Source organism: Geminocystis sp. (assembly GCF_041753295.1).
Lineage (GTDB): Bacteria > Cyanobacteriota > Cyanobacteriia > Cyanobacteriales > Cyanobacteriaceae > Geminocystis.
Map to the genome: position 1 here is coordinate 1 of NZ_JBGSUU010000122.1, position 22,162 is coordinate 22,162.

Below are 22,162 nucleotides of genomic sequence, written 5' to 3' on the forward strand. Positions count from 1 at the left end.
TTTGGTGAAGCCTTAGAAGCGTTTCGCACCGCCATATCTTTTCGCTTTTTTCAATGGTTAAAAGATAATATTGAGGTATTTACTAATTATAAAGCAAGTTTGGGCTTTGTTTGGGCATAATTTTTGTTTAAGTACCGTTAATAATAATGAGGAAAAAACTACCCAAAAAGAAGAAGAAAATAGTCAAGAATGTCCTTCAATTCTTTGTAATTAAACTTTAGCTTATAATCAAAGAAAAAAGATTATGATCAAATTAGTTAGTAAAAAAAATTAATCCTATGAATATTCAGTTTTTCTGTAAAATAGTTATTACTGCTAGTATTTTATTGACAGGAATAAACAAAAATGTTGCTCAAGCACAACCGACTAAAAATATTTATACTTGTATTAATGATAAAGGAATTCCTACCACTGTAGTTGATACGAAAAGAGGTAGAATTAGATTAGTTGTGTGGGAAAGTGATTACTTTAGAGGTTCAGGCTGGACACCACAAAAAAGATGTGAAGAAGTTACCAGTAGATTTCAAAAGTTTTCTGATAATGGTACATTAAAACAAATTACCACAGGAAAAACTGTTCTTGCCAATCAAAAAATATATAATATTATCTGTGTCGCTGCTACAAATAAACCGGGGATGCAAGGACAATGTTTACAAGATGGACTGCTTTTAACTCTTGAATCAGGCGATAACCCGAAAGAAGTCTTAAACAATTTATTTCAAGCCGCTAGAGATGTTAACTTACCGGCTATAACAAGACCACCAGGACCTTCTTTTGATTTACTTGGTTATTTAGAAGTTGCACCTTTAATGGAAACATCCAATATTAATACTAATGTAGAAATTAGAAATAATCCCGATAATGTTTCTCCTAAGCCTTTACCTTCTCAACCTACCATGGAAAATTGTCCTGCGATTCTTTGTGATTAAATGTCACGGTCTATGGTAAAGTTTTGTAAACTCTTATTGCCTAAGTTATCCTAGCAATTCCTCTAATTTTACTATGGATCATACACCAACGCAAAATAAATTACCCCCGCCATACCGAATGATTAAGCAAATTGGTAGAGGTAGTTTTGGCAGTGTTTATTTAGTAGTAAACGAAACCACCAATAATCAATGCGTGGTGAAACAACTTCATCCTATTTCTAATCAACCCAGTTTTATCTCCCATGCACGGCGTTTATTTCGTCAAGAAGCAGAAATACTTAAAAAATTAACTCATCCCCAAATACCCCATCTCATTGATTATTTTGAAGAAGGAGAGGAATTTTATCTAGTAGAAGAGTATATCGAAGGACATACTTTACGGCAAGAATTAATCCCGAATCAACCTTGGCAAGAAGAACAAGTTATCAACTTATTATATGACGGTTTATCGATTTTAGGGGATATTCATAGTCAAGGTATCATTCACCGAGACGTAAAACCAGATAATTTTCTTCGTCGTCATGGAGATAATAAATTAGTCTTAATCGATTTTGGTGCGGTAAAAGAATTTAAAATTGAACAAAGTAGATTAGTAGATCCAACTGTAGCCATGGGTACTCGTGGTTATATGCCCACCGAACAAGCTAGGGGGAAACCTTATAAAAACAGTGATATATACGCTTTAGGAATTATTGCTATTCAAGCCTTAACAGGAGTTAATCCTATGGATTTTGAGGAAGATGAAGAAGGAGAAATAATTTGGCAATGTGAACAGATAAATCCCGTTTTTCGGGCTATTTTAGCAAAAATGACTCGTTATCACTTTAAAAAGCGTTACCCATCCGCACAAAGTGTCATGGAAGATTTAGATATTTATCAACAACAAAAAAATCAACATAATAATGTCAATCCCACAGAAAAAATTGAATCTTCTCCCACTATGGTGACGAATAATCAACTTCCGCAAAATTCAGACAAAATAAAAGACTGGTTTAAATCTTCTGTAGGTTCAACTATTACCACTGCTTTAATTATCGGTTTAGTGGCTACAGGAGGAGCTTACTATATAAATTTTAAAGAAAAAGCTCATCAAAAACAAATCGAGCAAGAATTAGTAAAGCAATTAGAAGAAAAATCTAAAAATAAAGCCTATCAAGAGTGTTTTGAGGAAATTGAGACTAAAAAGACAGAAAATGATTCCGCTATTACGCCCAAAGCCTTAGAATATATAGGAATATGTCGTTTAGGAGAAGCACAAAAACAAGCGGATTTATTTAATTATGTCTCGGCATTAGAAATAATAGCTCAAATTCCTAAAAATGATCCTAACTTTAATCAAGCACAAATATTCATCAAAAATTGGAGTACCGCAGTATTTGAAAAAGCCCAAAATTTATATAAAGAAGAAGGTAAACTCGAAGATGCTTTAAAAGAAATTGATACTATTCCTGATGGCGAAATTCGTCAAGCTGGGTTAATTAATGCTAGTAAATGGAAGGAAGAAAATCAAACTAATAGTAATATAATTCAACAAGCCCAAAGAGATTTAGAATATAGTAATTGTCAAGAAGCAATTGAAACTGTAAGTCAACTTCAAGGTTCAAATTATTGGTTATTACAAGGTAAAAAAATTGTTGATGATGCTAAAAAATGTTTAGAAGAAAAACAAAAAAATAGCAATGTAAATAATAATAATAGTAATAGTAATAATAAAACTAACAATACTAATAATAAACCTTCTAAAGATGATAAAGTAATAGATATTTGTCGTGATAGTCCTTTATTATGTCAATAATTAATTTCTAATTAACTTTTTAAACTCAACAATTTCCTTGCTTAAATTCTTTTCTTTTTCTCTAAAATTATCTAAATTAGCCTTAACTTGAATTTGTTGTTTTTCCATATCTATAATATATTCATTATAGGTTTCTTGGATTATTTCTAAAGAATTATCAATCCGATTTGCTTCATATTCTAAAGCTAAATTTATGTCTTGAATTATTTTTTCTAACAAGTTTTTACTAAAGGATTGATAATAACTACTAACTTCTTTTTTTAACTTTTCTGAGGCTTCTTCTAACTTTAAATTATTATCTTGATTATAAGAAGTAATTAAGAAAAATATTAAGGCAAAAATAGCTAAACCTAATAAAAAAGGAAACTGTTTAAACACTTTAGATAATTGTCCAAACATTTCATTTTTACCCATTTTTTGACCTAATAATGCAAAAATCATGGTAGCCATCATCATAATTTGCATCATATTTGATCTAATGCTTTTCATTATATAACCAGCCATAGACACTTGTTTGTGACGAATATCACTTTCTATACCCATAAAAGAAACCATAAAATTATTTTTAATATCTAATTCTGATGGAGGGTGAAAAGGAGATTCATTAAACAATTTAGGAATAATATTGATAATGTCATAACAACGATTTAATAAGCCATTTAAACCATCATTACCGTAAATATTTAAAATTTTATCCCATTCTTTTAATGCCCATTTTTCCATATTTGAAGTTGAAAATTTAATAATTATTTCGTTTAAATCTGTATTATTATCTCCTTGAGAAGTCCCTAATTTGACATAGAATTGTCCTTCTTTTTTAAAAATTATTGGTTGTAACTCCTCAACAAAATTTTGAATTTGACAAATAATACTTTTTTTACTAAAGTTATCTAGTATCGCCGCTTTTCCTTGAGTTAAATCAGATTTAATTTGCTTAAAAAACTTCTCTTTTTCTTCTTTAACTTCTCCTAAAGATTTTTTTGTTATATCTTTCCAATTTTTTGCTGTTATTTCTTGTAACTTTATCTGTAAAGCTGTTATTTTTTCCTTAAATTCTTCATCTTCTTTCACTAAAATTCCTTCTAAAGGAGATACTAAAGGTATTAAATCTAAACTTAACCTTTTCGCTAAAATATTTTCTGGTTGACGCTTAATAACATTTCCTAAACCTTTTATAAATTTATCTAGTCTTTTTTGCATTGTTTTAGATAATTCTCCTTGATAATCTTCCTCATAATAAGGTTTTAAATCCACAGGGAAAAAATCTATTTTATAATCAAAATTTTGAGTATCTAACCAACTTTGATAATTATTAATAGTTTCATCTAAGTTATTTTCTTTTTTATCCTCATCTACATCAAGAATTAAAAATTGTTTTGATATTTTCGTAATATCTAAAGTTGTTAAAAAATCAGTTATTTCTTGAGAAAGATTAGCTTTATATTCTGTGACTAATAATAATAAATCACAATTAATAACATCATAATAAGCATTATTTAGATTATTGTCATCGATGATAATTTCTTCCGTAAAAATATAACCAGCAATAGTAGAATTTAATTGATCATTTGCCAAAGTAATTAAATCATTTGATTGTAAAATATAGGAATCAATAATTTTGTGACCATTAACATAAATACCGTTACTACTATTCAAATCCTTAATTTGCCATTTTTTTTCATCATTTTTATTAACAATTTGTTTAATTTCTGCGTGTTTCCATGAAATTCCCCGATAAATATTACCATCTATTACTAAGTTTAAATCAGGACATCTTCCCAGAGTATAAATATCTTCATTTTTTAACTCAATTTCTTCTATATAATCATCATAATTAGCTACTTTTAATTTATAAATATATTCTGGTTTAGTTTCTTTTGGTATATCAGGAATTAAGTCATATTTAATCTTATAACCTTGAGTAAACTCTTGATTTTTACTAATTAAGTCAAATATAGCTTGAGTCAAATATTCTTGATTACCAATAATTTGTAAAGTTAATTTTTTTTCTGATAAAATACTCTCAATATTGTTAATTTTACTAATAGTATTACTTAATTCAGGATAATAAATTAGTTTCCTATTTAAAAAACTTTTAATTCCTTCTATATTTTGTTGTAACTTATCAGCTTTTGGTGGCATTTTAATTATTTAATCATTATCAAATTAGTTTTACAAAAATCTTAATAAGAATTTATTAATTATTATTTTCTATAAATTTTTTTATTTTTTTTCCAGGTATTCCCCAACTTAATTCACTCATTTTATTATTTTCTTTCTCATCAATTATTAAACCATCTTCATAAATATAAGGATTGCCAAAAATAGGATATTTACCTAATCCATTAAGTCCAATTAATTCGCCTTTTTCATTCAAAATAGAACCTCCACTCATACCATTATGAACTAAGTTGGTATAACCAAATTGATAACCCCCTATTAAAGCCTTACTTAAAATTATTTCTATTTTTCCCATAGTATAATATAACTTTTGTGATTGTTTCAAGTTTTTTTCAAAAGGAAACCCACTAGCTAAAATAACCTCATTATTCATCAATGGTTTCTGAGAAATCTTGATAATATTATAGTCTTCTAAACTATCAAATTTTAATAAAGCTAAATCCTCTTGATTAAGATTATTATTCTTATCTTTAATTACTTCTCCTTTATAAATTTTTTCATCATAAGTAGAAATATTATAGGGCGTATTTATATCATTAATAACATGATTATTTGTGACGACGAAATAAGTATTATTTTCTTTCTTAATTAAAACTCCACTACCGCCTGTTTCTATATTATTATCCGTTGTAAAAATTCTAACATTAGTTTCTTGGGCAATTTTTTCTAAGGCTTTTTCTTTTTCAGTTTTTTGCGGAATTTCAGAATTATTATTGGGTATTTTTTTTATCGTTATAACTTCTTGATTACTACCAATACTATTATTAATTTTCCCCAACAAGAGAATTCGCCAAAAATGGAAAAAAGAAGCCAACATGATCATACTGAAAAGTAACATTATTAAATTTTTTTTATTCAACTTCTTAATAGCTAAAAATAAGATTATTACTAAAAGTAGTATATTGTTAAGATAAAATAAAAAATTATTAATTCTATTGACGGAAAATTAAAGAGTTATTACAATAATAACGATATTATTAATTCCTGTTTTGTTTTGGGTAAAGTTTATGTTCAGAAAACTTAGTTTATTTATTGCCATATTATCAATTCTTGGCATTGTTGATACAAGATTTGCCCATGCTCAACAAATTGTTACCGATGGTGACACTGCTACTATTGTTACTAAAAATGGCGATCGCATAACCATAGATGGTAATACATTATCCAGAGACGGGAAAAACTTATTTCATAGTTTTCGAGAATTTGGTTTGAGTCAACAACAAATAGCAACTTTTCTGACAAATCCCAACATTCAAAACATACTCACCAGAGTAACAGGAGGAAATCCCTCTTATATCAATGGGTTAATTCAAGTAGTGGGAGGTAACTCTAACCTCTTTTTAATGAATCCAGCAGGTATCGTTTTTGGACAAGGTGCTAGTATAAACGTACCAGCAGATTTTACCGCCACCACCGCTACAGGCATTGGTTTTAATAACGGTATTTTAAACGCCATCGGCAGTAACGACTATCAAAACTTAACAGGCAATCCCACCAATTTTGTTTTTAACAACAATCAAAACGGAAGTATCATCAACGCAGGAAAGTTGAAAGTTGCGCAAGGAAGCAATATCAACCTTGTCGGTGGTAACGTTATCAATACTGGTACTATTGAGACACCCCAAGGAAAAATCAATATACAGGCGGTTGAAGGCACATCAAGGATAAAAATAACCCCCGAAGGTAGTTTATTGAGCTTAGAGATTGATATACCTAAAGATGAGCAAGGAAATTTACTCGGGTTCACCCCCCAAGATTTACCCACTTTATTAACAGGGGCAAATAACGCAGGAATTAATACTCCCAATATCACCATTAATAATAATCTAGGGGTTAATGGCATTAACCCTCAAATACAAGTAGGCAATACGAAGATACCTAACGAAACGGGAATAGCCATCGCATCAGGAAAAATCAGTACATCTTCCGATAATTTGGGAGGAGAAATCACTGTTTTAGGTAATAAAGTTGGGGTAATAAACGGGGAAATTGAGGCAAATGGAGCGACAGGAGGCGGAAAAGTTTTAATCGGAGGCGATTTTCAAGGAAAAAGTACAATTCCTAACTCTCAAATTACTGTAGTTGATAAAGATAGTACTATTAAGGCAAATGCTAATATTAGTGGAGAAGGTGGAAAAGTAATAATTTGGGCGGATAAAAATACAACTTTTACAGGAGAAATTGAAACCAAAGGCGGAATTAATGGCGGTAACGGTGGTTTTGTAGAAGTATCAGGAAAAGAAAACCTTAACTTTAACGGAAAAGTTGATACCACTGCTACTAATGGGACGATGGGTACACTATTATTAGATCCTACAAATATAATTATATCAAATGATCTTAGCACTCCAGATGGTAGTATTGTTAATGCCATACAGTTGGGATCTCAATTAACCAATATATTGCTCGATGCAGATAATAATATAACTTTTGCAGCTAATGTTAATGTTATTAATCCTAATGTTGATTTGACGGCAAGGGCAAATAATTCTATTCAAGTTAATGATAATGTTGGTCTCACTACCAATGGAGGAAATGTAACTCTCAATTCTGATCGAGATGCCCTCAATGGTGGTTCTATAATCATGAATCAAGGCTCATTTATTCGAGCCAATGGCGGTAATATTATTTTGGGCGGTGGCATAAATCCCTTAACAACTCCTGCCATCGGGGTAGCCAATACTGGGTTAGAACCCAATAACAGGAATAGTGGCATTTCCCTGAGAGATGCTACCATCGAAACGACTGGTAATGGTTTTATCAGCTTAAGAGGTAAAGGCTTTGGAGGCACGGGCAATAGTAACGCTGGAATTAGTTTACAGGGAAATACTACTATTCGCACAGTCAATAGCGATATTACTCTTGTAGGAACTGGCCAAGCTAGTGGACAACTTAATCATGGTATAAGTTTCGGCTCTCCAGATGTTGCTAATGACAGCATTATTATTGAATCCAGTGGTTCGGGAAATATCGAGTTAGTGGGTATTCATGAGGGTAATGGCACTAACGATAATACCGGTATTCTAACAGGAGGAGACGATTCTGCGAATCCAACTAGAATTACATCTAATGTAGGTAGAATCACGTTAAGTGGTTTGACTAATGGTTTTTCTATCGCCCGTGGTATATCTATTCAAGAGAATTCTCAAGTTAATTCCATTGGATCAGGTACAATTTATCTTGATGGGGAGTCCATTAGGAATAATGACGGTATCGGTGTTTTCGGTGCGATTATCACTACGGGTGATACTCGTTTAAATACTTTGATTCTCAAGGATGGAAGTCAACAAGACATTTTTATTGATTCAGTTTCTCCTAGTAATTTTGGAGATGTGACAATTGGAAATCCGATAATTAGTAGTGCCAGAAATGTAGTACTAAACGATGCTGATGATATACGATTAGGAGCAATAAAGGTTACAGGAAACTTAACAGTAAACGCCAATGGAAATATTACTGATGTTCGTACGACTTCTCGCGCTACCATAACTGTGGGAGGTACAACCAGTTTAAATGCTAATGGGAATAATATCAGTTTAGCAGGAAGAGATACCTTTGGCGGAACGAATGATTTTAATATCTTAGAGATTGTCAATGCCCAAGATGTCTTGATTTCCGAAAATAATTCTCTGATATTAGGGAATAGTAATATTACTGGTAAATTAGAAATCACTTCTCAGGGTACAATTACTGATAATGGGGTTCTCACCGTGGGAGGGCTAACGACTTTAAACCCTAATGATAACGACATTATCCTTGACAATACCAATAACGATTTTAATACAGTAAGAATTCAAAATACTAATAATCTTACTTTAGCGGATATTAATGATTTAATCTTAGACAATGTGGATAGTTTGGGTAATCCAGCCAATATTTCTATCTCTGGAGATTTAGATCTTCGAGTTGCAAATACAACCAATATTAATGGTAATCTTCAGGCTAATAGTTTAACCACCGATGCCCTAGGTACAACTACTTTAAATGGTAACGTAACCACCCTAGGAGATCAAACTTATAATGATTCCCTCATTTTAACAAAAGATACTGAAATTAATGGAGAGAATATCGCTTTTAATAACTCCATTGATTCTCAGACAAATCCTCAAAATTTAACTGTAACGGCAAATACTAATATTAACTATGGTGATGGTATAGGAGATGATCGAATTGGTGCAAATATCGGTTTAAATAATCTTACCAGTAATGCTGTTGACATTTTTCTAAATATTAACCGAGCTGAATTAACCCTAAATAATCCGAGTATTCGCACTATCGGTAATCAAAAATATACAATTACTTCCAATATTGGCCGAACTCTTTTTCTTTCCAAAGACACAGTAATTAATACTAATGATTTTAACCTAAACGGTACTATTGCCATTGATCCTAATGCTATTAACGGAGTTGATTTAACTATTAATGCCATTGGAAATATAGATATAAGCACAAATATTGTTAACTCAAATATCCCTGTTGCTATCGATACAGCATTAGGTAATCGTGGCGGAAATATTGCTCTTAATGCTGACGAAAACATCAATATTGACGGCATTATCAATACAGGAAGATTAACAGATACTTCTTTTGTCAATAATGCAGGAAACGTTGCAATAGATAGTAATAACGGTTTTGTTAACTTAGGGGCTATTAGTACAGCAGGAGTTAGTCAATCTGGTAGTGTGGAGATAAATGGAAATAATATCCTTGTCGGTTCAATTATTAGTAATTTTTCTCCCTTAGCATCGGGTGCGGGTGGAGATGTTAGTATCACAGGATTAAATACTTTAGTGTTAGGAGAAATTTCAGCACAATCTTTTACCGTATCTGGTAGTTTATTATTAAGTAACTTTACAACTTTAGGTCTCTCGATTCCTCCCAATGTGCCACTTTTGGCAAATTCTAATATTACAACCACTGAAGATCAAATTTATAATGGTTCAGTTCTGTTAAATGATAATGTTATTTTCACTGCTAGAAATATTAATTTTAACGGTGAAATAGATTCTTTTGACTTGAATCTTAGTGGCATAAATCTTCCTAGTCTGACTCCTTCAGAAATTGCTAACATCATTCTTGATAGTGTTTCTAATCGCACTTCGGCAACTCCTCATGAAGTCATTATTAATGGGAGTAACACCATTCAACTCGGAAATGGCATCGGAGATGATCGTCTTGGTAGTGTCACGGGTTTAGCAAGTCTTACCACTACTGGACAAACCAACATTAATATTAATTCCACTGGTAACAGTATCAACACCACTGGAGATCAGATTTTTAATAATTCGGTATTGTTAGAAAAAAATACTTTCCTTAATGGTAATAACATTACTTTTAAGGGTGCTGTAAATGGTACAAATAACTTAACTATTAATAGTAATAATAATGGTATTACTGATTTTACGGATTCTGTCACTGGTTTAAATACTCTTATCACTAACAGCGATGGTAAAACTATCATTAATGGGAATATTACGACTACGGGGATTCAACGTTATTTAGATAATGTGGAAATAGCTAATAATGTTGCTTTAAACACGACTAACAATAGTATTACTTTTAATGGTACAGTTAATAGTCAATCAGGAGAAAATAACAACCTTACCCTCAACACTGGTAATGGTGATATTACTTTTTCTCAAGCCGTTGGTGATAGCCAAATATTGGGAGATATAATCGCTAATAGCACTGCTGTAACTCGTTTTAATAGTACTGTTAATGCTAATAATTTAACTACCAATGCAGTAGGTACAACTAGATTAAATGGTAACGTAACCACAACAGGTAATCAAGTTTATAACGATGATGTTATTTTGAATACCAGCACCATCTTTACCACCAATAACCTCACAGCAAAAAGCATTGAAGTTGATACTAATTCATCTAATCCTATCTCTTTAACTATCAAAGCGAATGACAGTGTTTCCATCTCTGGAAAAGCTAATGAAAATCAACCTCTAGCTATTAGTACCGCTAGAAATAATCAAGCCAGTGGTGATATTATAATAACGGCGGAAAATGATATTAATTTTGGTGGTGTGGTTAATACTACTGCTACCAGTGGAACTTCTTTCGCTACGAATGCAGGAAATATCTCTATTACTAGCAATAATGGTAATGTTACTATTCCTGCGGTAGCCGCTTTTGGCACTTTATCTTCTGGAGAGGTTAATATTTCAGGAAATAATCTTATTCTAGGCCCTATTTTAACCTTTTTAACTTCTACTAATGTCACTTCAGGAAATATAAATCTTCAAGGCAATAATATCAACGTAAATGGCACAATACAAGGACAATCTTTAACCACATCGGGTAATTTTAGTTTAAGCAATAATTCGGCTTTTTTAAATTCAGGAGATGCGAGTCTTTCGGCTTTAGGTAATGCAAATATAACTACCATTGGCAATCAAAATTATAACAACTTTAGTATTCAGGACAACGCAAATTTAATTAGTACTCAAGGTAAAATCAATTTCTCAGGTAGTATTAATACTGCTTCTAATAACTTAACTGTGAGCAGTTTAAACGGAGTTAATTTTTCTGATGGGGGTATAATTTCTTCTGCGTCGGGTAATTTGTTGTTACAAACAACTAATCCTAACGGTAATATTTTTATTGGTAGCGGTAATGATACTCAATTCGTAATTACCAATCTTAATCAAGCTAATGGCTTTAATACTATTACCATCGGACAAAACAATAGTCTAGGTAATATAACGGTTAATGAACCTTTAACGGTTAATGATCCTTTAATACTCCAAGCTAGTAATATTAATGTTAATCAAACCATTAACGGTAATGATAACGCTTCCATCACCATCAAAGGTGCGAAAACTACTACTACTTTAAATGCTGATATTATCACTCAAGGCAATGCCATAATTATCGATGATAATGTTATTTTGGGAGATAATGTCACCCTTCGCACAAATAATGAAACCAGTGTCGGAGGAAATATAGATATTCTCGGCAGCATTAACGGTAATCAAAATTTAACTCTCAATGCTGGTAATAGTGATATTTTAATTAATGACTCCATCGGCAATAATCAGGCTTTAAATATTTTATCTATCACTGCTAATAATACTAACTTTGGCGGTGGTTTAGTTTCTACTACTGGAAATCAAAACTTAAATAGTAATCTAATTCTGTCTAAAAACGCTGTTTTCGATACTCAAGGCTCATTCTCTGCTAAAAACATATCAAGTACCAATACTAACGTTAATATTAATGCTCAACAAATTACCACCGAAAATATTGTTACCAAAGGCGGTGATATTTCTCTTATAAGTAATAATTCTAGTGTCAATACTAAAAACCTTAATACTTCAGCTACTACGGGAGCAGCGATCGCCATCAATTCAGCGACAACCATAAACACTGGGAATATTGAAACCGCAGGAAGTACAGGCAACGGGGGGAATGTAACGTTAAATGCCCCCAATGATATTCAAGTCAGTACGATTAATACTGTTAGTAATAATGGTAAAGGTGGAGATGTAGATGTATCAACTACTGGTAATTTCAGAGCAACTAATACTATTGACAATAGCGATATTAGTATTAATAGCAATGGTGGTAGTCAAGGAGGGGCAGTTACTATTGATTTATTCCCAGGGGATTCAGAAAATAATGTATTACAAGATCCCCGTTTACCTTTTATTGTCGGAAATGGCACGAGAAACGGTACGGCAGGAGTTATCACTAATCTAAACTCTACCATCGGAAAAGGAGAATATGTTGTTACTACTACTGAAGGTAATTTGGCTGTACAACTTTTAAGTCGTTTACCTTTTAGTAACCCGAATAACGCAGTAACTCCTCCTAATGTGGTTACTCGTCTTGATGCTAATGTCTCTTCCCCTGTGATACCCATTGCAACCATAACTCAAGCTCAAGAAATTTTAACCACCATCGAGCAAGAAGCGGCGGAAAAACCAGCGTTTATTTACGTCAGTTTTACTCCTAAAGGTTATCAACCACGAGACTTAGATGAAGAATTTGCTCGAAGAGAAGCGACTAATACTCAAGAATATAGTCAAATTGATATTAATAAACCCAATCTTCAACCTAGTATCAGTTTTAAACCAGCCCAAGAAGATCAATTAGACTTGTTAATTGTTACGAATAAAGGTAAACCTATTCGAGTAAGTGTTCCTGTAAACCGTCAGCAAGTAGTTGAGTCGGCTACAAGTTTATGGTCAAAAATATCCGATAATTTTGCTCTTAATGATGATTATAAAACTAATGCCGCAGAATTATATAGTTGGTTAATTGCCCCCATTGAATCTCAATTGAAAGAGCAAGAAATCTCTAATTTGTTATTTATTTTACCTGCCGAAATTCGTTTTATCCCCATCGCCGCTTTATATGATACTAATAGTCAACAGTTTTTAGTAGAAAAATATAGCAGTGGTTTAGCACCTAGTCTTAACTTAAATGATAATCGTTATCGTCCTATTAAAGATTTAAACCTCTTAGCTATGGGTGCATCACAATTTGCTGATACTGGAGTTACTCCTCTTCCTGCCGTCGGAGTTGAATTACCAACCATTAAAAAAGTGTGGAATGATGAGCCTACAGAAGATTATCAACGTTATCTTAACGGTAACTTTACTTTAGAGGAAATCAAGGCTAATTTAGAGCGTAAACCTTATGGCATCGTCCATTTTGGTACTCACGGGGAATTTAACCCCACGGAAACCTCTGACAGTTTTATTCAATTATATAATTCTCGTTTACCCTTAAATGAAATTCGTACTCTTGGTTTAAATCAACCTCTGGTGGAATTAATGGTGTTAAGTGCTTGTGAAACTGCTTTTGGTAACGAAATCGCTGAATTAGGTTTCGCTGGTTTAGCAGTACAAGCTGGAGTTAAAACCGCTATGGGTAGTGTTTGGCAAGTGAGCGATACTGGTACATTAGCTTTGATGACAGATTTTTATAGTCAACTTAAGCAACAAACCACAAAAGCAGAAGCCTTAAGACAAACTCAATTAGATATGTTGACAGGCAAAATTTATAAAACTGAGGATGGTAGTAAGATTATTACTCCTAAATCTGAGGTTTCTTTAGAAGGATTACCCGAAACTTCTCGTCAAAAAGAAGATTTTACCCATCCTTTTTATTGGGCTCCTTTCACCATGATTGGTAATCCTTGGTAATAATTAATAATATTTTTTATTAGCTTTACTTACTTATAATAATTTTATTTTTTTGATATTTTTATTAATATTAAAGATCATAAAATTTTAGGGGTTTTTATTGTGTAAATATTGAGATAAAATTCCCCTAACTTTGTAAGAATAAAATTGTCACGATTATCTCTTTATTCTATATAATTAACTCAAAATAATTAAGATCTTTTAAAACTATTTATCAAATCATGGCTAAAAACAACTATAAAAAAACTTTATTACTAAGCCTCAGTTCGTTTTTCTTCTCTCCTTTATTCTCAATTTTACCCGTATTTGCTAATAATTTTAATACTCAAATACAATCTGAAAATATAATAGATAATAAAATTGAGTTAAATAAATCTTTATTTATTAGTCAGAACAATTCTTCAGAAGTTTATATTAAAAGTATTGAAGTCAAAGGAAATAGTATTTTTAATAATGAAATTAATACAATTATTCAACCTTATAAAAATCAAAACATTACTAACGAAACTTTAGCAAATATATCCGCTCAAATTACGCAACTTTATCTCAATCAAGGTTATATCACCACTAGGGCTATTGTTGAAAATATTGTTGATGATGTTGCTATTATTCAAGTCAATGAAGGACAAATAGAAGCCATTGAAATTGAAGGCGCATCAAGATTAGAAAATTATGTTCGTCAAAGAATTAGTTTAGGTACAAAAACCCCTCTTAATTCAGGTAATTTAGAAGATCAATTACGGTTACTAAAAACAGATCCTTTAATCGAAAATATCGAAGCTAGTTTAAAACAAGGTAACTCCGAAAAACAAAGTATTTTAGTTGTCAAAGTTACTGAAGCAAATCCCTTTTTTGCCACCGTTGGTATTGATAATTATTCCCCTCCTAGTATCGGCGCCACTCAAATGACTCTAGCCGCAGGTTATGGTAATGTTTTTGGTTTGGGTGATAGTTTTTCGGTGTCTTATCAACCTCGTTTGGAAGATTGGGCTGGTACTTATAATCTTGATTTAGGTTATACTGTTCCTCTTAATGCCATGAATGGTACTTTACAAGCAAGGGTTTCTATTCAAGAAAATACTGTGGTAGAAGGTGATTTTCAAGAGTTGGATATTAGTGGTGAAAGTCAATATTATGAGTTAACTTATCGTCAACCTTTAATTCGTACTCCTCGAGAGGAATTTGCTTTATCTTTAGGCATGAGTTATCGTAATGGTCAAACTTTCACTTTTCAAGGGCCGACTCCTTTTGGTATTGGTCCTAATGATGATGGTATTACTCGCACTAATGTTATCAGTTTTGGTCAAGATTATGTTAAACGTGAAACCTTGGGAGCATGGGCTTTGCGATCGCAATTTCGTTTAGGAGTCGGATTGTTTGATGTGACAACTTCTAACCAAGGAAATGATCCCGATGGTTATTTCTTAGCATGGTTGGGACAAATTCAGAGAGTGCAATTATTGAATCCTGATAACTTATTAATTGTACAAGGAGATATTCAACTCAGTTTTGATCCTTTATTGCCCTCAGAACAGTTTGTAATCGGTGGCGGACAATCTGTAAGAGGTTATCGACAAAATGTACGAGCAGGAGATAACGGTTTTCGTTTTTCCATAGAAGATAGAATTACTATTGTTAGAAATGAAGAAAGACTGCCTGTATTTCAAGTAGCTCCATTTTTCGATATGGGATCAGTTTGGAATGTACAAGGAAACCCTAATTTTTCCCCAAATCAACGTTTTATAGCGGCTTTAGGCTTAGGATTAATCTGGCAACCCATAGAAAATTTAAACATCAGAATCGATTATGCACCGCCGTTAATTGATTTAATTGATCGAGGTAATAACATTCAAGATGATGGTTTATATTTCAACGTTAAATATAATTTTTAAACCTTCCTTATTTAATTAAATTGATCTTGTTTTCTAAGGGCGTATTTGCCCCCCAGCCCCCAATTCTGAGGGAGAATTAAAAAAAAGTCCCTAAACTTGGGAGATTAAAATGGCGATCTTAAAATGTTACGTTTTCGTGACCTTAGCCATAAAAGTCCCCCATTTGACAAAAATCATGTTAACTTTGTAATTGTATTAATATGCTACGACTTTTTTAAAAAATTACAATTACTAATAAAAAATTATGGGTTTTCCAGCAGTTTTTGAATTATCCAGCCTCAACGGTACCAACGGTTTCATCCTCAACGGTATTAACCCAGATGACCTTTCAGGGCGGAGTGTAAGTAGTGCAGGGGATGTCAATGGTGATGGTTTTGACGACCTCATTATCGGTGCATCCAATGCAAATCCTAATGGTACCGATTCAGGACAAAGTTATGTAGTATTCGGTAAAAATGGTGGTTTTTCCCCTACCCTTAATTTATCAACTCTCAACGGTACCAACGGTTTCACCATTAACGGTATTAACCCAGATGACAATTCAGGGATTTCGGTAAGTAGTGCAGGGGATCTCAACGGTGATGGTTTTGACGACCTCATTATCAGTGCATTCTTAGCAGATCCTAATGGTAGTAATTCAGGACAAAGTTATGTAGTATTTGGTAAAACTGGTGGCTTTTCTCCTACCTTCAATTTATCAAACCTCAACGGTGTCAACGGTTTCACCATCAACGGTATTAATAGTGGTAACTATTCAGGGCGTTCAGTAAGTAGTGCAGGGGATGTCAACGGGGATGGTTTTGACGACCTCATCATCGGTGCAAATGGTGGAGATCCCAATGGTACCGATTCAGGACAAAGTTATGTAGTATTCGGTAAAAGTGGTGGTTTTTCTCCTACCCTCAATTTATCAAACCTCAACGGTACTAACGGTTTTACCATCAACGGTATTAATAGTGGTGATCAGTCCGGGGTTTCGGTAAGTAATGCAGGGGATTTCAACGGTGATGGTTTTGATGACCTCATCATCGGTGCACCCAATGCAGATCCTAATGGTAGTCTTTCATGACAAAGTTATGTAGTATTTGGTAAAAGTGGTGGTTTTTCCCCTACCCTCAATTTATCAACTCTCAACGGTGCCAATGGTTTTATCATCAACGGTATTAACCCCATAGACGTTTCAGGGGCTTCAGTAAGTAGTGCAGGGGATGTCAACGGTGATGGTTTTGACGACCTCATTATCGGTGCATTACAAGCAGATCCTAATGGTAGTAATTCAGGACAAAGTTATGTAATATTCGGTCGTGCCACGAGTCTTTCTCTCATCGGTACGACTGGTAATGATAGTTTAACGGGTAACACAGAAAATGATACCTTACAAGGATTAGGCGGTAACGACACCTTAAATGGTGGTGGTGGTGCTGATAACCTCATCGGTGGTATCGGTAATGATACTTACATCGTGGATAACACGGGGGATCAAGTTATCGAATTATTGAATGAGGGTACAGATTTAGTCAATAGTAGTGTTAGTTACATCTTAAGTGCTAATGTCGAAAACCTCACCTTAACCAGCATCATAGCTATTAACGGTACAGGTAATATCCTTAATAACCGCATTACTGGTAATAGTAGTGATAATATTCTCAACGGTGACGGAGGTAATGATACTCTCATCGGTGGTAGTGGTGACGACATCCTTATCGGTGGTATTGGGAATGATAGCCTTGATGGTGGTATTGGTAGCGACGTCCTTATCGGTGGCATTGGTAATGATAACTACACTGGGATAACATCGAGGATATGGTGGTAGAGTTAGCAAATGGAGGAACGGATTTTATTAAAAGTAGCGTCACCTACACCTTAAGTGCTAATATCGAAAACCTTACCTTAACAGGCACCACAGCTATTAACGGCACAGGTAACACTCTTAATAACCGCATTACGGGTAACACTGGTAACAATAACTTATCAGGTAGCGATGGTAATGACATCTTAACTGGTGGTAATGGTAATGATACCTTAATCGGCGGTAATGGTAACGATAACTTAACTGGTGGTAATGGTAATGATTTCTTCAGCTTTAATTCTACCTCAGAAAAAATTGATCGTATTACTGACTTTAACGTTATTAATGACACAATTTTAGTTAGTGGTAGCGGTTTTGGCGGTGGTTTAGCCATTGGTACATTAACTACTAATCAGTTTACCATTGGTTCATCGGCTACAACTTCAGCTCAAAGATTTATTTATAATTCTAGTAACGGAGCGTTATTCTTTGATGTGGATGGTAGTGGTGCCACGGCAGCGGTACAATTTGCGACATTAAATACTGGTTTAGCCTTGACTAATTCCGATATTGTCGTGGTGTAATCGCCCCCCCGCCCCCAATTCTGGGGGAGAGTAAAAAAAAGTCCCCAGTATTGGGGATTTAGGGGCGTATTTCCTTCCGTCACCAACTTTGGGAGATAGCAAAAAAAGTCTGCAGTATTACGAGGCGTATTTGCCCCCCTGCCCCCAATTCTGGGGGAGAATTAAAAAAAGTCCCCAAATTTGGGGATTTAGGGGCGTATTGTTATCATTAAAAAACGAGAAAATAATGAATGAGTGAAATAACAGCTAATTATGATGAGCCTTGGAAAGAAGCCATAGGAGAATATTTTGATTACTTCCTTGACTTCTTTTTTCTTGATGTATATAACTTAATTGATTGGTCAAAAAAACCAGTTTCTTTAGATAAAGAATTACAGAAAATAACCGCCGATTCAAATGATAGTAAAAGATTAGTCGATAAACTCTTTAAAGTATGGCTAAAAGATAATCAAGAAGTGTGGATTTTAGTTCATATCGAGGTACAAAGTCAATATGACATAGACTTTAATGAAAGAATGTTTATCTACCATTATCGAGCTTTTGACTTGTATCGAAAACCAGTAATAAGTCTTGCTATACTAGGAGATGAAAAGGAAAAATGGCGCCCGTCAAATTATGGCTATGATTTAGGTGGATGTCAACTTAACCTGAATTTTCCCACCATTAAATTACTCGATTATCAAGAAAAATGGTCAGAATTAGAAGCAAATTTAAACCCCTTTGCTATGATGATAATGGCCCATTTAAAAACCAAAGCAACCATCAGTAATTTAACCCAAAGAGAACAATGGAAATGGCTTTTTATCAGAAGTTTATATGAAAAAGGCTACAGTAAATTAGAAATTGTCAAACTGTTTAAATTTATCGATTTAATGATGAGTTTGCCAAAAGAATTGCAACAAAGTTTAAATCTAAAAATAATTAAATATGAGGAGGAAAGAAAAATGCCGTTAATTAGTCCTTTTGAACAAATGGCAATGGAAAAAGGTATTCAACAGAATTTACAAAATAATATTGTCAGTATTTTGCAAAAACGTTTTGAAGTTATACCTAGTGAATTAATAGATAAAATTAACAATATTAATGATATTCAAGAACTGCAAAAACTTCTTTTAGAAACCATTAGTGTCAATTCCATTGCTGATTTTGAAAGTCTCGTGTAAAAATCGCCACTGCTTCCAAGTTTGGGGGTAAACAAACTTTTTTTTTCCGTAAATCCTGTTTACTATTTATCATATTTTAATTATATGGTCAGTTCTCCATCGTCAGAAAATCAATCACCACTGTTGGAAATAAATACCTCTCGTCAATTTACATCATGGTTATATGAACAAAATTTAAGTTTGGCTTTTACTACTTATCAAGCAGGAAAAATATTTTTTATCGGCTTACAACCAAATGGACAACTGTCGGTATTTGAGCGTAATTTAGATCGCTGTATGGGTTTATACGCTAAAGGTTCAAGTTTATATATAAGTACTTTATATCAACTGTGGCGATTTGAGAATACCTTAAGCAAAGGGGAACATTATCAAGGTTATGATGGTTATTTTGTCCCTCAAATGAGTTATGTAACAGGAGACTTAGATATTCATGACATCGTAGTGTTAGATAATGAGCAAATAGTTTTTGTTAATACTCTCTTTAATTGTTTAGCAACAGTATCCCCAACCCATAGTTTTATACCTTTATGGAAACCAAAGTTTATCTCAAAACTCGCCTCAGAAGATCGTTGTCACCTTAATGGATTAGCTATTAGAGATGGACAAGCACGTTATGTTACTGCTGTTAGTCAAAGTGATATTGTGGATGGTTGGCGTGAACATCGTCACCATGGTGGTTGTGTTATAGATATTCAAACTAACGAAATTATTGCCACTGGTTTATCGATGCCTCACTCTCCTCGATTTTATCAAGATAAACTTTGGTTACATAATTCAGGTAAAGGAGAATTTGGTTATGTTGATTTACAGACAGGTAAGTTTGAGTCTATCGCTTTTTGCCCCGGATATTTACGAGGATTAGCTTTTAGTGGCAATTACGCTATTGTAGGCTTATCTAAATCCAGAAAAAATAAAAATTTTGCTAGTCTTGCTTTTAATGAAACTTTAGCAGAAAAAGATATTAGTCCTCGTTGTGGAATATATATAATTGACTTAACCAGAGGAGATATTGTTCATTGGTTAAATATAGAAGGTATAATTATCGAACTCTATGACGTGGTAATAATACCTTCAATTATCTGTGCTATGGCTATCGGTTTTAAAAATGAGGAAATTCGCCGAATAATTACCATCGCACAAAAGTAATTAAAAATGGGCAGTAAAAAGCATCAAAAACATCTGGTGTAGCTATAGCAAGATTTATCGATTTATTTTGTTGAAGTTGGGATAAGATAATCTTGTGATGGTAATTTAATTTTTAATTGTGTCTAAAAAATGTCTAATTTTGAGAGTAATAATAATTGGGAAAAATCCTTTAATCAAGTCAGTGAAAAACTATTTGAACAATTAGAAAAAGATGAATATTTAATTTTACAATTAAAAGCAGAAAATAGTCACTTTCTGAGATTTAATAACGCTAAAGTAAGGCAAACAGGAATAGTTATCGATGGAGAAGTTTCTTTAAAGTTAATCTTTAATCAACGCAGTTTTTCCTCTGAATTTCCCTTAACAGGAGATGTAGAAATTGATTTACAAATAGCTTTAGAAAATCTAGCTTATTTAAAAACAGAAATTAAAATTCTTCCTCCTGATCCTTACATTGTTTTACCAGAAAATCAAGGCTCATCCCATGAAATTTATCAAGGGAATTTATTACCTACAGATTCGGCTACGGAAATTATCTTAAATCCCCTACAAGGTATCGATTTTACTGGTTATTATGCTAGTGGTTCAATTATTCGAGCTAATTATAATTCTTTGGGGCAAAAACATTGGTTTGCTACGGACTCTTTTTTTGTGGATTATTCTTTAATTAATGATAATCATAAAGCTATTAAAGGTACTTTTTCTGCTCGACATTGGGATTTAGACAACTATCAACATCAAATTAATTATCATAAACAAGAGTTATTACAGTTAAATTTACCTATTCATGAGGTTAAACCAGACACTTATCGCACTTATTTAGCACCTGCGGCTATAGCTGATTTACTGAGTATGTTTTCTTGGGGTGGAGTTAGTGAGGCTTCTTTACAGCAAGGTGACAGTGCTTTGGCAAAATTACGTCAAGGAGAAAATCTCTCACCTTTATTCAATCTTAAGGAAAATTTCCATAGTGGTAATGTGCCTCGTTTTAATGATTTAGGGGAAATGTCTCAAGATGAATTACCTTTAATTGTCGAAGGTAAATTTATTAATAGTTTAATAAGTAGTCCCACCGCAGTAGAATATGGCTTAAAATCTAATGGTGCTAATAGTTTTGAAGGTTTGCGATCGCCAGAAATAGCCCAAGGAATATTATCGGAAAAGGAGATAGTCAAAGCCATCGATACAGGATTATATCTTTCTAATTTACATTATCTTAATTGGAGCGATCGCAGTTTAGGTAAAATAACAGGTATGACTCGTTACGGTTGTTTTTGGGTAGAAAAAGGGGAAATAGTGGCAACCATTAAAGATTTACGCTTTGATGAACAACTATACTCATTTTTTGGCAAAAATTTAATTGCTTTAACTGATTTTCGTGAATTTATCCCTCAAGTTAGTACTTATGAATCTCGCTCCTTAGGAGGTTGTTTAGTGCCGGGGGCGTTAGTGGATAATTTTACTTTCACTTTATAACAGAAAATATACATAATCTGAGTTTAATTTAACAATTAACTTT

At 33.1% G+C, this 22,162-nt stretch carries 13 protein-coding genes and 1 pseudogene; 11 read left to right on the top strand and 3 right to left on the bottom strand.

Annotated elements, in window-relative coordinates:
* Positions 1-278 precede the first annotated feature (278 nt).
* Both ACEW8E_RS15145 and ACEW8E_RS15150 read left to right on the top strand, forming a co-directional pair.
* A complete protein-coding gene (locus ACEW8E_RS15145) occupies positions 279-929 on the top strand; it encodes a COP23 domain-containing protein (protein ID WP_373481192.1) in 651 nt (216 codons plus the stop codon).
* A gap of 73 nt (positions 930-1,002) precedes the next feature.
* The gene (locus ACEW8E_RS15150; protein ID WP_373481193.1) at positions 1,003-2,724 is read left to right on the top strand and encodes a protein kinase; all 1,722 of its coding nucleotides are present in this window, start codon (positions 1,003-1,005) and stop codon (positions 2,722-2,724) included.
* Here the strand turns inward: ACEW8E_RS15150 and ACEW8E_RS15155 are convergent, their stop codons facing one another.
* Both ACEW8E_RS15155 and ACEW8E_RS15160 read right to left on the bottom strand, forming a co-directional pair.
* Positions 2,725-4,866, bottom strand: a complete 2,142-nt coding sequence (locus tag ACEW8E_RS15155; protein ID WP_373481194.1) for an FHA domain-containing protein — start codon at positions 4,864-4,866, stop codon at positions 2,725-2,727.
* A gap of 55 nt (positions 4,867-4,921) precedes the next feature.
* On the bottom strand, positions 4,922-5,743 hold the full coding sequence (locus ACEW8E_RS15160; RefSeq protein WP_373481195.1) for a serine protease: 822 nt from the start codon (positions 5,741-5,743) through the stop codon (positions 4,922-4,924).
* Positions 5,744-5,912: 169 nt separating this feature from the next.
* Here ACEW8E_RS15160 and ACEW8E_RS15165 point away from each other — a divergent pair, with 169 nt between their 5' ends.
* The 3 genes from ACEW8E_RS15165 to ACEW8E_RS15175 all read left to right on the top strand — a co-directional run bounded on the left by ACEW8E_RS15165 (position 5,913) and on the right by ACEW8E_RS15175 (position 17,030).
* Positions 5,913-14,069 (top strand): CHAT domain-containing protein, encoded by an 8,157-nt coding sequence (locus ACEW8E_RS15165; RefSeq protein WP_373481196.1) that lies wholly within the window; start codon positions 5,913-5,915, stop codon positions 14,067-14,069.
* Between the two features lie 221 nt (positions 14,070-14,290).
* On the top strand, positions 14,291-15,961 hold the full coding sequence (locus ACEW8E_RS15170) for a ShlB/FhaC/HecB family hemolysin secretion/activation protein (RefSeq protein ID WP_373481197.1): 1,671 nt from the start codon (positions 14,291-14,293) through the stop codon (positions 15,959-15,961).
* Between the two features lie 244 nt (positions 15,962-16,205).
* Entirely contained in the window at positions 16,206-17,030 is an 825-nt protein-coding gene (locus ACEW8E_RS15175; protein WP_373481198.1) for an integrin alpha, read from the top strand.
* Between the two features lie 5 nt (positions 17,031-17,035).
* On the opposite strand, the gene ACEW8E_RS15180 is transcribed toward ACEW8E_RS15175, so the two are convergent.
* The gene (locus ACEW8E_RS15180; RefSeq protein ID WP_373481199.1) at positions 17,036-17,200 is read right to left on the bottom strand and encodes a hypothetical protein; all 165 of its coding nucleotides are present in this window, start codon (positions 17,198-17,200) and stop codon (positions 17,036-17,038) included.
* On the opposite strand from ACEW8E_RS15180, the pseudogene ACEW8E_RS15185 reads away from it, so the two are divergent.
* The 6 genes and pseudogenes from ACEW8E_RS15185 to ACEW8E_RS15210 all read left to right on the top strand — a co-directional run.
* Positions 17,133-17,369: pseudogene (locus ACEW8E_RS15185) on the top strand (integrin alpha); the annotation flags it as partial. The gene ACEW8E_RS15180 and the pseudogene ACEW8E_RS15185 sit on opposite strands and share 68 nt — an antisense overlap.
* Before the next feature lie 54 nt (positions 17,370-17,423).
* A complete protein-coding gene (locus tag ACEW8E_RS15190; protein ID WP_373481200.1) occupies positions 17,424-17,774 on the top strand; it encodes a calcium-binding protein in 351 nt (116 codons plus the stop codon).
* Positions 17,765-18,334 carry a calcium-binding protein gene (locus tag ACEW8E_RS15195; RefSeq protein ID WP_373481201.1) on the top strand — a complete coding sequence of 190 codons (570 nt, stop codon included), beginning with the start codon at positions 17,765-17,767 and terminating at the stop codon, positions 18,332-18,334. The genes ACEW8E_RS15190 and ACEW8E_RS15195 overlap by 10 nt, the downstream gene beginning before the upstream one ends.
* Positions 18,335-18,564: 230 nt before the next feature.
* Positions 18,565-19,497 carry a hypothetical protein gene (locus tag ACEW8E_RS15200; protein ID WP_373481202.1) on the top strand — a complete coding sequence of 311 codons (933 nt, stop codon included), beginning with the start codon at positions 18,565-18,567 and terminating at the stop codon, positions 19,495-19,497.
* 84 nt (positions 19,498-19,581) lie between these two features.
* Complete coding sequence (locus tag ACEW8E_RS15205) at positions 19,582-20,643, top strand: TIGR03032 family protein (protein ID WP_373481203.1); 1,062 nt, start codon at positions 19,582-19,584, stop codon at positions 20,641-20,643.
* 129 nt (positions 20,644-20,772) lie between these two features.
* On the top strand, positions 20,773-22,119 hold the full coding sequence (locus ACEW8E_RS15210; RefSeq protein WP_373481204.1) for a TldD/PmbA family protein: 1,347 nt from the start codon (positions 20,773-20,775) through the stop codon (positions 22,117-22,119).
* The last annotated feature ends 43 nt before the right edge of the window (positions 22,120-22,162 follow it).